Source organism: Pseudomonas sp. McL0111 (genome assembly GCF_052567255.1).
In genome coordinates this window covers 717,148-732,500 of record NZ_CP199585.1, presented here as the reverse complement: position 1 = coordinate 732,500, position 15,353 = coordinate 717,148, and the positions used below count along the sequence as shown (strand labels likewise).

Annotated in this window: 7 protein-coding genes and 2 rRNA genes (1 of these 9 running past the window's edge); 8 read left to right on the top strand and 1 reads right to left on the bottom strand. The window is 58.4% G+C overall.

What is annotated here, in order from left to right; genetic code table 11:
* The 8 genes from ACTWLJ_RS03420 to ACTWLJ_RS03385 form a co-directional block, all read left to right on the top strand.
* A 23S ribosomal RNA gene (locus tag ACTWLJ_RS03420) occupies positions 1-2,142 on the top strand (it extends 752 nt beyond the left edge of the window).
* 150 nt (positions 2,143-2,292) lie between these two features.
* Positions 2,293-2,408: ribosomal RNA gene (gene rrf, locus ACTWLJ_RS03415) — 5S ribosomal RNA — on the top strand.
* A 154-nt stretch (positions 2,409-2,562) separates the two neighbouring features.
* On the top strand, positions 2,563-6,015 hold the full coding sequence (gene recC, locus ACTWLJ_RS03410) for an exodeoxyribonuclease V subunit gamma (protein WP_445179872.1): 3,453 nt from the start codon (positions 2,563-2,565) through the stop codon (positions 6,013-6,015).
* Positions 6,012-9,701 (top strand): exodeoxyribonuclease V subunit beta, encoded by a 3,690-nt coding sequence (recB, locus tag ACTWLJ_RS03405; protein WP_445179871.1) that lies wholly within the window; start codon positions 6,012-6,014, stop codon positions 9,699-9,701. The genes recC and recB overlap by 4 nt, the downstream gene beginning before the upstream one ends.
* Positions 9,698-11,806, top strand: coding sequence for an exodeoxyribonuclease V subunit alpha (gene recD / locus ACTWLJ_RS03400; RefSeq protein ID WP_445179870.1), 2,109 nt, complete (start codon positions 9,698-9,700; stop codon positions 11,804-11,806). The genes recB and recD overlap by 4 nt, the downstream gene beginning before the upstream one ends.
* A gap of 121 nt (positions 11,807-11,927) precedes the next feature.
* A complete protein-coding gene (locus ACTWLJ_RS03395; protein ID WP_445179869.1) occupies positions 11,928-12,503 on the top strand; it encodes a YfiR family protein in 576 nt (191 codons plus the stop codon).
* Positions 12,500-13,768 (top strand): diguanylate cyclase domain-containing protein, encoded by a 1,269-nt coding sequence (locus ACTWLJ_RS03390; protein WP_445179868.1) that lies wholly within the window; start codon positions 12,500-12,502, stop codon positions 13,766-13,768. Before ACTWLJ_RS03395 ends, ACTWLJ_RS03390 begins: the two co-directional genes overlap by 4 nt.
* A gap of 47 nt (positions 13,769-13,815) precedes the next feature.
* Positions 13,816-14,268: an OmpA family protein gene (locus tag ACTWLJ_RS03385; RefSeq protein WP_401216441.1), complete on the top strand. Its 453-nt coding sequence runs from the start codon at positions 13,816-13,818 to the stop codon at positions 14,266-14,268.
* Here the strand turns inward: ACTWLJ_RS03385 and ACTWLJ_RS03380 are convergent.
* Entirely contained in the window at positions 14,265-15,212 is a 948-nt protein-coding gene (locus tag ACTWLJ_RS03380) for a LysR family transcriptional regulator (protein ID WP_445179867.1), read from the bottom strand. The genes ACTWLJ_RS03385 and ACTWLJ_RS03380 overlap by 4 nt on opposite strands.
* Positions 15,213-15,353 lie beyond the last annotated feature (141 nt).

Here is a 15,353-nt window from a genome sequence, read left to right as displayed (position 1 = left end):
TGACCTGTGGATCGGAGTGAAAGGCTAATCAAGCTCGGAGATAGCTGGTTCTCCTCGAAAGCTATTTAGGTAGCGCCTCATGTATCACTGTAGGGGGTAGAGCACTGTTTCGGCTAGGGGGTCATCCCGACTTACCAAACCGATGCAAACTCCGAATACCTACAAGTGCCGAGCATGGGAGACACACGGCGGGTGCTAACGTCCGTCGTGAAAAGGGAAACAACCCAGACCGTCAGCTAAGGTCCCAAAGTTATGGTTAAGTGGGAAACGATGTGGGAAGGCTTAGACAGCTAGGAGGTTGGCTTAGAAGCAGCCACCCTTTAAAGAAAGCGTAATAGCTCACTAGTCGAGTCGGCCTGCGCGGAAGATGTAACGGGGCTCAAACCATACACCGAAGCTACGGGTATCATCTTAGGATGATGCGGTAGAGGAGCGTTCTGTAAGCCTGTGAAGGTGAGTTGAGAAGCTTGCTGGAGGTATCAGAAGTGCGAATGCTGACATGAGTAACGACAATGGGTGTGAAAAACACCCACGCCGAAAGACCAAGGTTTCCTGCGCAACGTTAATCGACGCAGGGTTAGTCGGTCCCTAAGGCGAGGCTGAAAAGCGTAGTCGATGGAAAACAGGTTAATATTCCTGTACTTCTGGTTATTGCGATGGAGGGACGGAGAAGGCTAGGCCAGCTTGGCGTTGGTTGTCCAAGTTTAAGGTGGTAGGCTGGAATCTTAGGTAAATCCGGGATTCTAAGGCCGAGAGCTGATGACGAGTCATCTTTTAGATGACGAAGTGGTTGATGCCATGCTTCCAAGAAAAGCTTCTAAGCTTCAGGTAACCAGGAACCGTACCCCAAACCGACACAGGTGGTTGGGTAGAGAATACCAAGGCGCTTGAGAGAACTCGGGTGAAGGAACTAGGCAAAATGGCACCGTAACTTCGGGAGAAGGTGCGCCGGTGAGGGTGAAGGACTTGCTCCGTAAGCTCATGCCGGTCGAAGATACCAGGCCGCTGCGACTGTTTATTAAAAACACAGCACTCTGCAAACACGAAAGTGGACGTATAGGGTGTGACGCCTGCCCGGTGCCGGAAGGTTAATTGATGGGGTTAGCTAACGCGAAGCTCTTGATCGAAGCCCCGGTAAACGGCGGCCGTAACTATAACGGTCCTAAGGTAGCGAAATTCCTTGTCGGGTAAGTTCCGACCTGCACGAATGGCGTAACGATGGCGGCGCTGTCTCCACCCGAGACTCAGTGAAATTGAAATCGCTGTGAAGATGCAGTGTATCCGCGGCTAGACGGAAAGACCCCGTGAACCTTTACTATAGCTTTGCACTGGACTTTGAATTTGCTTGTGTAGGATAGGTGGGAGGCTTTGAAGCGTGGACGCCAGTCTGCGTGGAGCCAACCTTGAAATACCACCCTGGCAACTTTGAGGTTCTAACTCAGGTCCGTTATCCGGATCGAGGACAGTGTATGGTGGGTAGTTTGACTGGGGCGGTCTCCTCCTAAAGAGTAACGGAGGAGTACGAAGGTGCGCTCAGACCGGTCGGAAATCGGTCGTAGAGTATAAAGGCAAAAGCGCGCTTGACTGCGAGACAGACACGTCGAGCAGGTACGAAAGTAGGTCTTAGTGATCCGGTGGTTCTGTATGGAAGGGCCATCGCTCAACGGATAAAAGGTACTCCGGGGATAACAGGCTGATACCGCCCAAGAGTTCATATCGACGGCGGTGTTTGGCACCTCGATGTCGGCTCATCACATCCTGGGGCTGAAGCCGGTCCCAAGGGTATGGCTGTTCGCCATTTAAAGTGGTACGCGAGCTGGGTTTAGAACGTCGTGAGACAGTTCGGTCCCTATCTGCCGTGGACGTTTGAGATTTGAGAGGGGCTGCTCCTAGTACGAGAGGACCGGAGTGGACGAACCTCTGGTGTTCCGGTTGTCACGCCAGTGGCATTGCCGGGTAGCTATGTTCGGGAAAGATAACCGCTGAAAGCATCTAAGCGGGAAACTTGCCTCAAGATGAGATCTCACTGGAACCTTGAGTTCCCTGAAGGGCCGTCGAAGACTACGACGTTGATAGGTTGGGTGTGTAAGCGCTGTGAGGCGTTGAGCTAACCAATACTAATTGCCCGTGAGGCTTGACCATATAACACCCAAGCAATTTGCGTCGAAAGGCCAGATTGCGGTGTGTGAAGACGAAATGAACCGAAAGTTCGATCTTGCAAAACACCGAAAGCTATCACATACCCAATTTGCTGAAACGAGGCCATCTGGTCACGAGTCAGTACCCGAATTTCTTGACGACCATAGAGCGTTGGAACCACCTGATCCCATCCCGAACTCAGCAGTGAAACGATGCATCGCCGATGGTAGTGTGGGGTTTCCCCATGTGAGAGTAGGTCATCGTCAAGATTAAATTCCGAAACCCCAATTGCGAAAGCAGTTGGGGTTTTGTTTTGCCTGCGAGAAAGTTCTTACAGCATTCGCGGACGCCGTCTGGCTGTCACAGCCTGCCGACAGTGCTAAGGTTCTGCCCTAGCTTTTGTACTTTTCCAAGGAAGTCTTTATGCCGGACGCCCAGTCCCTCAATGCTGCATTCATGGTGGTTCAGAGCAACAGCCTGGACGAACTGCGCAGCTTGGTGATCAGCATAATGCGGCGTTATCCGCTGGCTCCCCTGGAAAATGAAATCGCCCTGGTTCAAAGCAATGGCATCGCTCAGTGGCTCAAACTGGCATTGGCTGAAGACCCTCAGGATGATGACCTCGGTGGCTGCGGTATTGCAGCGGCCATTGACGTGCAGCTACCCGGCAGTTTCATGTGGCAGCTCTATCGTATGGTTTTGGGCAGGGATGAAATTCCAGTCAAATCCCTGCTCGATAAAGCGCCGCTGACCTGGCGCTTGATGCGCCTGCTGCCGCAGGTCATCGATCTGCCGCACTTCGAACCGCTCCAGCGCTTCCTGACGAACGACACCGACTTGCGCAAGCGCTATCAGCTGTCCGAGCGTTTGGCGGATCTCTTTGACCAATACCAGGTGTACCGCGCCGATTGGCTTGAAGATTGGGCTGAAGGGCGTCACCAACTGCGAAATGTCAGAGGTGAAGCCAAACCGCTATCCCCGACCAATTGCTGGCAGGCTGAGTTGTGGCGTGCGTTGCTTGAGGATGTGGGTGAACAAGGCATGGCGCAGAGTCGCGCCGGTGTGCATCAACGATTCATAGAACGCATCAACAACCTGGAAAAAACCCCCGCTGGGCTGCCGTCGCGAGTGATCGTTTTCGGGATTTCTTCATTGCCGGCGCAAGTGCTTGAAGCGCTCGCCGGACTCGCCCGTTTCAGCCAGGTTTTGTTGTGTGTCCACAACCCTTGTCGTCACCACTGGGCCGATATCGTCGCGGACAAAGATCTGCTGCGGCATCAATACAAGCGCCAGAGCCGCAAACAAGGCATGCCGGACGTACTCGATCCTGACGCATTGCATCAGCACGCCCACCCACTGCTTGCGGCTTGGGGCAAGCAGGGTCGCGACTATATCAATCTGCTCGATAGCTATGACGATCCCAACAGTTATCGCGCAGCATTTCGCGATGGGCGCATCGACCTGTTCAGCGAGACGCAACCAGAGAATCTGCTCAATCAACTTCAGGACGACATCCTGGAATTGCGGCCGCTCAACGAGACTCGCGAGCAATGGCCTGCTGTCGATCTGACCCAAGATGAGTCGATCCGTTTTCACATTGCTCACAGCGCCCAGCGTGAAGTGGAGATTCTCCACGATCAGCTACTTGCACGCTTCAGCGCCAATGCCGATTTGCGGCCCCGCGACGTAATCGTAATGGTGCCCGACATCGACAGCTACGCGCCGCATATCCGCGCGGTGTTTGGTCAACTTGATCGATATGATCCACGGTTTATTCCATTCACCCTGGCGGACCAGGGCCAACGTGGCCGCGATCCATTGCTGATCGCGGTTGAGCATCTGCTCAAACTGCCGGACAGTCGTTTCCCGGTCAGCGAGATTCTCGATCTACTCGACGTACCCGCATTGCGCGCCCGCTTCGGTGTCGAAGAGCGTGACCTGCCGACGCTGCATCGCTGGATCGAAGGCGCGGGTGTGCGCTGGGGCATGAGTGCCGAGCAACGTGCAGGTTTGGGCTTGCCGGAGGAACTCGAGCAAAACAGTTGGCATTTCGGCCTGCGCCGCATGCTGCTCGGTTACGCGGTCGGTAGTTCCACCGCCTGCGCGGGCATCGAGCCTTACGATGAAATCGGCGGTCTGGACGCTGCGTTGATCGGGCCGCTAGTTGCCCTGCTCGACGCGTTGGAGCTCGCACATCACGAGCTCACGCAACCAGCCGAACCCAAAGAGTGGGGCCAGCGTCTGCAAGCCCTGATGCAGCTGTTCTTCAAAGCCAGCAACGAGCACGACGACTACTTGCTGACCCAACTTGAGGAACTTCGCGAGACTTGGCTGGAGACCTGTGATTCAGTCGGACTGACAGATCAGTTACCGCTGACAGTCGTTCGCGAAGCGTGGCTCGCGGGGCTGGATCAGGGCCGACTGTCCCAGCGTTTTCTCGCCGGCGCAGTGAATTTTTGTACGCTGATGCCCATGCGCGCGATTCCTTTCAAACTGGTCTGTCTGTTGGGTATGAACGACGGCGATTACCCGCGTGCGCAACCGCCACTGGACTTCGATCTGATGGGCAGCGATTACCGCCCGGGTGACCGTTCTCGGCGTGAAGATGACCGCTATCTATTGCTCGAAGCACTGCTCTCCGCGCGCAATCAGCTCTACATCAGTTGGGTCGGGCGCAGTATTCGTGACAACAGCGAACGACCTGCTTCGGTGCTGATCGGCCAGTTGCGAGATCACCTCGCCAGCGGTTGGCGATTGGTCGACGAGAGCCAGAGTTTGCTGGAAAAAATGACCGAGGAGCATCCACTGCAACCCTTCAGCGCCCGCTATTTCCACGAGGGCGATCAGCTCTTCAGCTATGCCCGCGAATGGCAGGTGCTGCATCAGCCACACGCAGCCCAAGGGGAAACGGAGTTACTCGATCCTTATCTTCAAGAAGAGCCATTGAGCCTGGCGTTGCTGCAGGATTTCCTGCGTAACCCGGTTCGGCACTTCTTCACTCAGCGACTCAAAGTTTATTTCGAAGCCGCCGAAGCGCCATTGGCTGACGAAGAGCCATTTGTGCTCGACGCACTTCAGCGTTATACGCTCGCCGACAGCCTGCTGGAAGCCGCTCTCAGGCAGCCGGACAACACCGAGCAAGCGCTCGAAGCTCAGGCCCGCCGCCTGCAAAACAGTGGCTTGCTGCCGATGGCCGGTTTCGGCGAATGCCTGCAGCGGGAATTGATCGAACCGCTTCCTGATCTGCTGCAGCGCTTTCAACAGCTACTCGCGTTATGGCCGACGCCGCTGACCAGCGCGCTGCCAATCGCTCTCGAATTACAGGGCCTGCGCCTTGAAGGCTGGCTCGCGGGTTTGCATCAACGTGCCGACGGAGGCCTGCTCTCGGTCACGACCATTCCCAATAGCATCGGCTCGATCAAAAGCCGCAAATGGCATCGTCTGACCAGACCGTGGGTCAATCACCTTGTGGCCTGTGCCAACGGACTTTCGCTGACTACCGCGCTGGTGGCGAGCGACGACACGTTGTTGCTGGAACCAATGGAGCGTGAGCGGGCGCTGCGTTTCCTCGGCGATATTCTGCTCGCGTGGCAGGCCGGGATGCGTCAACCGCTGCCGGTCGCAGTAAAAACCGCATTCGGCTGGCTGTCCCAGACCGACCCGCAGAAAGCTGAAGCTGCAGCCCGCAAAGCCTACGAAGGTGACGGACAGACAAGCGAAGGCGAGCGCCGCGAAAGCCCGGCGCTGTCCCGACAATTCAGTGACTTTGATGCCCTGCTGGCAGACGAGACTTTCTCCGGTTGGTGCGACGCCTTGTATCGTCCATTACTTGAAGCCCCTTGGCGTTCATTGACCAGCGAAGGGGCCCGCGCATGAGTACCAAGACGCCTCTCGCACTGGCATTCCCGCTGCACGGCAGCCAGTTGATCGAAGCCAGTGCCGGCACTGGCAAGACCTTCACCATTTCTGCGCTATATCTAAGACTGATCCTCGGTCACGGAGGCGAATCGAACGGCTTCGGCCGCGAGCTATTGCCTCCGCAGATTCTCGTGGTGACATTCACCGATGCGGCGACCAAAGAACTGCGCGAGCGAATTCGTACACGATTGGCCGAGGCCGCACGCTTTTTCCGTGACGAGACACCGGCGCCTGACGGACTGATCGCTGATCTGCGCGATCAGTTTGATCCGCAGCAATGGTCCGGTTGCGCCAATCGTCTGGACATCGCCGCGCAATGGATGGACGAAGCCGCTGTTTCGACTATTCACAGTTGGTGCCAGCGCATGCTGCGCGAGCACGCATTCGACAGTGGCAGTCTGTTCACCCAATCCCTGGAAACCGACCACAGTGATTTGCTCGGCGAAGTGCTGCGCGATTACTGGCGACTGTTTTGCTACCCGATGCAGGGCGATGCGCTGAACTGGGTTCGCAACAACTGGGGCGGCCCGGCGGCGTTGTTGCCTCGGGTTCGCGGATTGTTTGCCAGTGAGCGCGACAGTGATCAAGGCAAGGTCCCAGCGGAGCTGATCGAAGAATGTCTGCAAGAGCGTCGTGCTGCCTTGCTTGAACTGAAACAGCCTTGGCGCCACTGGGCGGATGAGTTGCTCGCCATCTGCCATGACGGTGTTGCAAGCAAAGCTGTCGATGGTCGCAAGATGCAGGCGCGCTACTTTGAGCCGTGGTTTGAAAAGCTCAAGACCTGGGCTGAAGACGAGTCACTGGAGCAACTGGACATCGGCACCGGTTTTACCCGATTGACTCCCGACGGCATGGCCGAAGCCTGGAAGGGGCAAGCACCGAGTCATCCCGGACTCGACGCAATGCCGGGACTCAAGTCGAGTCTCGATTCATTGCCAACACCCGATGCCGCCGTTCTGCAACACGCCGCCAAATGGGTTGGTGCGCGTTTTGAAGAAGAGAAACGACGTCGCGCCGAGATGGGTTTCGACGACATGCTGTTGCGCCTGGACGCGGCTTTGCAGGCTGACGGCGGCGAACGCCTCGCGGCATTGATTCGCGAGCAGTTTCCGGTAGCGTTGATCGATGAATTTCAGGACACCGACCCGGTGCAATACCGGATCTTCGAGAGCATTTATCGTATCGAGGACAATAACCCCGAAACGGGCCTGTTCCTGATCGGCGATCCCAAGCAGGCGATTTACGCTTTCCGTGGCGCGGACATCTACACCTATCTGCGCGCTCGCCAGGCCACTACCGGCCGACTGCATACGCTGGGCACCAACTTCCGCTCCAGTCATGGCATGGTCAAAGCGGTCAATCATGTATTCGAACGCGCCGAGTCCCGAGAGCAGGGACGCGGCGCGTTTTTGTTTCGGGAGAAAACTGGTGAAAACCCGGTTCCCTTTCTCCCTGTTGAATCTCAAGGACGTAAAGAGAAGCTCCAGATCGCCGGAGCAGATGTCGCGGCGCTGAATGTCTGGCACCTGCCGACGGATCAACCGCTGTCAGGTGTGGTGTACCGCCAGCAGCTAGCGGCAGCATGCGCCAGTGAGATCACGTCATTACTTAATGGCGGGCAGACTGGCCGTGCTGGTTTTTCTCAGGAAGGCAAAGACTTCAGGGGCGTTCGACCATCGGACATCGCGATTCTGGTTCGCGATGGCAAAGAAGCTCAGGCGGTACGCGGTGAACTCGCCGCCCGTGGAGTGCGCAGCGTTTACCTGTCAGACAAGGATTCGGTGTTTGCCGCGCAGGAGGCTCACGACCTGTTGTCCTGGCTCAAGGCCTGTGCCGAGCCGGACGTCGAGCGCTCGCTGAAAGCCGCGCTGGCCTGCATCACCCTGAATCTGCCGTTGGCCGAACTGGAACGTCTGAATCAGGACGAACTGGTCTGGGAAACGCGCGTCATGCAGTTCCGTGGTTATCGCGAACTCTGGCGCAAGCAAGGTGTGCTGCCGATGCTGCGCCGCCTGCTGCACGATTTCCACTTGCCGCAAACCTTGATGGCCCGCAGTGATGGTGAGCGGGTACTGACCAACCTGCTGCACTTGTCGGAGTTGATGCAGCAGGCCGCCGCAGAACTCGATGGCGAGCAAGCGTTGATCCGTCATCTGGCCGAGCATCTGGCGTTATCCGGTCAGGCTGGTGAAGAACAGATTTTGCGTCTGGAAAGTGATGAGCAACTGGTCAAGGTCGTGACCATTCACAAGTCCAAAGGCCTTGAGTATCCGTTAGTGTTTCTGCCTTTCATCTGCTCGGCAAAACCGGTGGATGGCAGCCGCTTGCCGCTGCATTACCACGACGCGTCGGGCAAGGCGCAGGTCAGCCTCAAGCCAACCGCCGAACTGATTGCTCAATCAGATGACGAGCGTCTGGCAGAGGATTTGCGTTTGCTCTACGTCGCACTGACTCGTGCGCAGCATGCCTGCTGGCTGGGTGTGACCGACCTCAAGCGCGGCAATAACAACAGTTCGGTGCTGCATCTTTCCGCGCTCGGGTATTTGCTTGGCGGCGGAGCCTCACTGGGCGAGTCCACAGCTTTGAATGTCTGGTTACGTGATCTGCAAGAAAACTGCCCGGTCATCGATATCGGTGACATGCCCCAGCCCAGTCACGAGCATTACCTGCCCCCACGCAACGAGGCAACGCTGAGCGCAACCCTGTTGCCCAAGCGCAAGGCCAGTGAAAACTGGTGGATTGCGTCTTACAGCGCCTTGCGCATCAGTGATGTGCTGAGTGTCGGCAGCGATGAGGCTCCAGACAGTCCGCAGGCGCAAAAACTCTTCGATGATGAACGCCTCGACCCGGACGCGCCGCGGGAAAGCATCACCGGCGGCGCAGATATTCATCGATTCCCCCGTGGTCCCAACCCGGGGACGTTTCTTCACGGTTTGCTGGAATGGGCCGGTGACGAAGGTTTTTCAGTCTCCCGCGATGCGCTGGAGGATGCGATTGCCCGCCGCTGCAATCTGCGCGGCTGGGAAGGCTGGATTACCACGTTGAGCGACTGGATGGCCCATTTGCTCAAAGCCCCGTTGCCGGCCCGGGCCGGACAGCCACCGGTCATTCTTGAGCAATTGAAGCAATACCGGGTCGAGATGGAGTTCTGGTTCGCCAGCCATAAAGTCGACGTGGTCAAACTCGACGAACTGGTGCGCAAGCACACCCACAACGGCGTGGCGCGGGTGGCGGCCGAGCCGGTACAGCTCAACGGCATGTTCAAGGGTTTTATCGACCTGACGTTCGAGCACGACGGTCGTTATTACGTGGCCGACTACAAGTCCAACTGGCTGGGTGTCGACGATCTGGCCTATACCGAGCAGGCCATGGAACAGTCGATCCTCGACAACCGCTATGACCTGCAATACGTCTTGTACCTGCTGGCGTTGCATCGTCAGCTTAAGGCGCGGCTTGCCGATTACGATTACGACCGGCATGTCGGCGGTGCGTTGTATCTATTCTTGCGCGGCACTCGGGCGGACAGTCGCGGCGTGTATTTCGCACGTCCGCCACGGGAATTGATCGAGAGTCTGGATCGTCTGTTCCAGGGTAAACCGGAACCCAAAGCCGAACCCGCGTGGGAACAGGGAGTCTTGCTATGAGCCGTACCTTCGCCGATCTGCTGCCGACGCCGTTGGCAGCGGACAGCTTGTTGACGCTGTCGCCCCTGACCCGCGCCGATGATTTGTTGTTTTTGCTGACGCGCTGGGTCGAGCGGGGCTGGCTGCGTTCGCTGGACAAAGCCTTCGTCGCGTTTCTGCATGAGCTTGCGCCCGAGGTCGATCCGTTGGTGTTGCTCGCAGCTGCGTTGACCAGTCATCAACTCGGTCATGGGCACGTCTGCCTGGATCTGTTCGAAACGCTGAAAGCGCCGGATTTCGCCCTGTCGCTGCCGCCCGAAGGTGATGTGCAAGGCGGGGTTTTGTTGCTGCCTTCGCAATTGCTCGAAGCGCTCGACGGTGCTCATTGGTGCAAGGTGTTGGCGGCCAGTTCGCTGGTGGCGCTGGCGGCTGACGGGAGCGAGTCGGCGCAGCAGCGTCCGCTGGTCTTGTCCGGAAAGCGCCTGTATTTGCGCCGCTACTGGGCTTATGAGCGGCGTATCGATACGGCCTTGCGTCAACGTCTCGCACAGGGCGAAGCGGCGCCGGAAGATCTGTCTCAACGGCTGGATGAGTTGTTTGGCCCGGCCAAGGCAGGAGCGCCGATCGACTGGCAAAAACTCGCCTGTGCCCTCGCCACCCGAGGTGCTTTCAGCATCGTCACCGGTGGTCCGGGCACCGGCAAAACCACCACGGTGGTGCGTTTGCTCGCACTGCTGCAAGCGCCAGCCGTTGAGGCGGGGCAACCGCTGCGGATTCGTCTGGCAGCCCCGACTGGCAAGGCCGCGGCGCGGTTGACCGAGTCCATCAGTCAGCAGGTTCAGTCGCTGACGGTCTCTGAAGCCGTACGGGAGAAAATCCCCTGTGACGTGACCACGGTGCACCGCCTGCTGGGCAGTCGTCCCGGCACTCGACACTTCCGCCACCATGCCGGTAATCGCTTGCCGCTGGATGTGTTGGTGGTCGATGAAGCGTCGATGATCGACCTGGAGATGATGGCCAATTTGCTCGATGCATTGCCGCCCCATGCGCGTCTGGTGTTGCTGGGTGACAAGGATCAATTGGCATCGGTGGAGGCCGGCGCGGTGCTCGGCGATCTGTGTCGCGATGCCGAGGCGGGTTGGTACAACCCACAGACTCGACAATGGCTGGAGTCGGTAAGCGGTGAGTCGTTGCAGGACAGCGGTTTGCATGAGGATAACGATGGCTCCCACCCACTGGCCCAGCAACTGGTGATGCTGCGCCACTCCCGACGATTCGGTGAGGGAAGCGGCATCGGCCAGCTCGCACGTCGAGTCAATCAACAGCTCCCGGATGAGGCGCGCCAACTGCTTGCGGCAGGCCACTATGACGACGTGTTTTCTCTGCCGCTCAAGGGCGAACACGATAACAAGCTTGAGCGTTTGTTGCTCGACGGCCATGGCAATGGCCCTGTGGGTTACCGCCATTACTTGAATGTGTTGCGAGATAAGCGCCCGCCCGCTGACAGGCCACTCGAACACCCGGTTTGGGTCGAATGGGCGCACGAGGTTTTGCAGGCATTCGACGCCTTCCAGTTGTTGTGTGCGGTGCGCAAGGGGCCATGGGGCGTTGAAGGCTTGAACCAGCGCATCACCGAGGCCCTGCTCAGGGCGCGGCTGATCGAGAGCGATCAGCAATGGTATGAAGGCCGCCCGGTGTTGATGACCCGCAACGACTACGGTCTGGGTTTGATGAACGGCGATATCGGCATTGCCCTCAAGTTGCCGGAGCGCGATGGGCCCGAGGCGGGCAAGCCGGTATTGCGCGTGGCGTTTCCGCGCAACGACGGTCGCGGTGGTGTGCGCTTCGTGCTGCCGAGTCGGCTTAACGATGTCGAAACCGTTTACGCGATGACCGTACACAAGTCCCAGGGATCGGAGTTCGCCCACACCGCGTTGATTCTGCCGGATGCCTTGAACCCGGTGTTGACCAAGGAGCTGATCTACACCGGGATTACCCGGGCCAAGCACTGGTTCACCCTGATCGAGCCGCGCTCGGGGGTGTTTGAAGAGGCGGTGCAGCGCAAGGTCAAGCGTCTCAGCGGGTTGATGCTGGAACTGGAAGAGACTGTCGCGCCTCGGGATTGAAAACAGTGAATGTGCGGCGGCGTTAACTTGACCGTCCAGTCAGAGGGCGCTGTATCGCTGGCGTTTCAACGCTGTGCTATCGTTGCGGCATCATTTCTGTACGATCCAAGAGAATACCTGCATGAAGCTGGCTGTCTGGGCGACAGAGCGCGTGGCTGGCTGCAAGCAGGCGTTGCTTGTCGGTCTGCTCTGTTTGCTGACGGGCGTAGCCGTCGCTCAACCACAAACGCCGACGGGCGTGGCCGAACAACGGGCCAAATCCGTTACCCAGGTGGTTTTGGGCATCCTCAGTTATGCGCGCTGGCCGGTAGAACCTGCGCAGTTGCGACTGTGCATTGTCGGCCCTACCGAATACACCGACGATCTGGTCAAAGGCACCACCCAAGCCACTGGCCGACCGGTCACCGTGCGCCGACTGCTGGCCGACAACCCGACCATCGTCAGTGAATGCGATGCGGTGTACATCGGCAAACTCACCGCCGATGAACGCAGTCGGCTGTTTGCCTCGCTGATTGGACATCCGGTGCTGAGCATCAGCGAAGGTGGCGATCAGTGCACCGTTGGCAGCCTGTTCTGCCTGCGGGTTGGCGACGATCAGGTGTCCTTCGAAGTCAATCTCGACTCTGTCGCCCGCAGCGGCGTGCGCATTCATCCAAGCGTACTGCAACTGTCACGTCGTAAAGCGGCGGCGCCATGAAGCGGCCCAGATTGAAAGCCCGCCCGACACTGGGCTCGGTCATTGGCCGTGGGCACTTGATCGTTGCGCTGGTGGGCGTGGCGATGGCCAGCGTTTCGCTGACCCTGTTGGGCGTGTTGGCGCTGCGGGTGTATGCCGATCACAACCTGCATCTGATCGCCCGCTCGATCAGCTACACCGTCGAGGCGGCGGTGGTGTTCAACGACAAGAGTGCCGCGACTGAAGCGTTGGCTTTGATCGCTTCCACTGAAGAAGTGGCAGACGCCCAGGTACTGGATGAACAAGGCCAGTTGCTGGCGCGCTGGCAGCGACCGGAAAATGGCTTGTTCTCCAACCTCGAAATGCAGATCACCCGCGCCATTCTGGAAAAGCCGATCAATCTGCCGATCATCCATCAGGACCGCGAAATCGGTCATGTATTGCTCACGGGCCACGGCGGTAGCCTGATGCGCTTTCTGCTGAGCGGTCTGGCGGGGATCATTCTCTGTACCGCGATCAGTGCCTGGGTTGCGCTGTATCTGGCGCGCCGGCAGTTACGCGGGATTATCGGCCCGCTGCACAGCCTCGCAGCTGTAGCTCACGCCGCCCGCAGCGAGCGTGCGCTGGATCGGCGTGCGCCACCGGCGCAAATCGCCGAACTCGACAACCTGGGCAACGACTTCAATGCCTTGCTCGATGAACTGGAGTCCTGGCAGAACAACCTGCAAAGCGAAAACGAAACTCTCGCCCATCAGGCCAGTCACGACAGCCTTACCGGTTTGCCGAATCGCGCGTTTTTCGAAGGACGGTTGATTCGCGCCCTGCGCAATGCCGGCAAGCTCAATGAGCGAGTGGCGGTGTTGTTTCTCGACAGTGACCGTTTCAAAGGCATCAATGACAACTTCGGCCACGCGGCCGGCGATGCAGTCTTGGTTGCCGTCGCCAACCGGGTGCGTGCGCAATTGCGCGAAGAGGACTTGGTCGCGCGTCTGGGCGGTGACGAATTCGCCGTGCTGCTCGCGCCGCTGCACAAGATCGAAGACGCCGAGCGCATCGCCGACAAGATTCTCGCCAGCATGGACATGCCCATCGCGCTGCCGGGCGATACCAGTGTCGTGACGTCGCTCAGTATCGGCATCGCCGTTTACCCCGATCATGGCGCCACGCCGGGTGGCTTGCTGAATGCCGCCGATGCGGCGATGTATCAAGCCAAACGCCTGTCTCGCGGCGCCCAATTCACCGCCGGGTCGGAGCACCCGGTAGATTCCGTTCAAACCAGGAGCTGATTCCCGTGTTTACACTTCCCGTTCGATTGTTTTCCGCACTGCTGTTGATGGCCGCACTGGCCCTCACCGGTTGCCAGACTGCACCGCAAAAAGGCCTGACCCCGGCGCAAGTCGCCGTGCTCAAGCAACAAGGTTTCGAGCTGACCGACGAAGGCTGGGAGTTCGGCCTTTCGGGCAAAGTGCTGTTTGGCAGTGACATCGAAAGCCTGAACAACCAGAGCACCGAAATCGTTCAGCGTATCGGCAAGGCGTTGCTGGGAGTGGGCATCGAACGAGTGCGGGTCGATGGCCACACCGACGCCTCGGGCAAGGAAACCTACAACCAGCAACTGTCCCTGCGCCGCGCCAAGAGTGTGGCCAAGGTGCTGGGCACAGTCGGCATGAAAGAACAGAACATTCAGTTGCAGGGCCTGGGCAGCAGCGAACCGGTGGCCTCCAACGACACGGCGGCGGGTCGTACGGAAAACCGCCGGGTGGCGATTGTGGTCAGCGCCGATTAATCGGCGAACTGCATCTCCCGGCTTTCCCCCATCAACAGCGGCTGATTGCGCTCGGTCACCTCACGGATGTAATCCCACAACAGGGTAATCCGCTTGAGCTTGCGCAGGTCCTCCCGGCAGTACATCCAGAACTGCCGGGTGATGTCGATTTCCTCCGGCAATACCGGCAGCAGGCGCGGGTCTTGGGCGGCGAGGAAGCACGGCAGAATCGCCAGTGATCGTCCTTGCTGCGCCGCGACGAATTGCGCGATCACGCTGGTGCTGCGCAAATGCGCATTGGCCCCCGGCAGCACGTTCGCCAGGTACAACAGCTCCGAGCTGAACGCCAAATCATCCACATAACTGATGAATTGATGCTTGCCCAGGTCGGCGGGGCGGCGGATTGGTGGGTGTTTGTCGAGATAGTCCTGAGTCGCATACAGCTGCAAACGGTAGTCGCAGAGTTTGCAGCAGACGTACGGCCCGTGTTCCGGACGTTCGAGGGCGATGACGATGTCAGCTTCACGTTTGGACAGGCTGATGAAGTGTGGCAGCGGCAGGATATCCACCGAAATCGCCGGGTAGGCATCGACGAAGTGACTGAGTTGCGGGGTGATGAAAAAACTGCCGAAACCCTCGGTGCAGCCCATGCGCACATGCCCCGACAACGCGACGCCGGAGCCGGACACTTGCTCGCAAGCCATGTGCAGCGTGCTTTCAATCGACTCGGCATAACCCAGCAAACGCTGGCCCTCGGCGGTCAGGACGAAACCGCTGGTGCGCGATTTCTCAAACAATAAAGTCCCTAACGCAGCCTCAAGCGAACTGATGCGCCGCGACACCGTGGTGTAGTCGACCGCCAGGCGTTTGGCCGCGGTGCTGGCCTTGCGGGTACGGGCGACTTCGAGAAAAAACTTGAGGTCATCCCAGTTCAGCGAACCTAAAGAGGTGATGTTTTTTTGCATGATGGACGGGCTTTTATGTGCGTTCTTATTAGAAGTTTGCACATCTATACTCCAAAAACAGTCCGACAACCAATTCGCGGTACACGCCTCATAGCAAGGCGAACTTCTCGCCTTGGCTCCCTACGATAAAAACAAGTTCCG

What these genes read in the sequence shown, in the direction of transcription:
- recC (WP_445179872.1), top strand. Translation starts at nt 2,563, where the DNA reads ATGCCGGACGCCCAGTCCCTCAATGCTGCATTCATGGTGGTTCAGAGC.
- recB (WP_445179871.1), top strand. Translation starts at nt 6,012, where the DNA reads ATGAGTACCAAGACGCCTCTCGCACTGGCATTCCCGCTGCACGGCAGC.
- recD (WP_445179870.1), top strand. Translation starts at nt 9,698, where the DNA reads ATGAGCCGTACCTTCGCCGATCTGCTGCCGACGCCGTTGGCAGCGGAC.
- ACTWLJ_RS03395 (WP_445179869.1), top strand. Translation starts at nt 11,928, where the DNA reads ATGAAGCTGGCTGTCTGGGCGACAGAGCGCGTGGCTGGCTGCAAGCAG.
- ACTWLJ_RS03390 (WP_445179868.1), top strand. Translation starts at nt 12,500, where the DNA reads ATGAAGCGGCCCAGATTGAAAGCCCGCCCGACACTGGGCTCGGTCATT.
- ACTWLJ_RS03385 (WP_401216441.1), top strand. Translation starts at nt 13,816, where the DNA reads ATGGCCGCACTGGCCCTCACCGGTTGCCAGACTGCACCGCAAAAAGGC.
- ACTWLJ_RS03380 (WP_445179867.1), bottom strand. Translation starts at nt 15,212, where the DNA reads ATGCAAAAAAACATCACCTCTTTAGGTTCGCTGAACTGGGATGACCTC.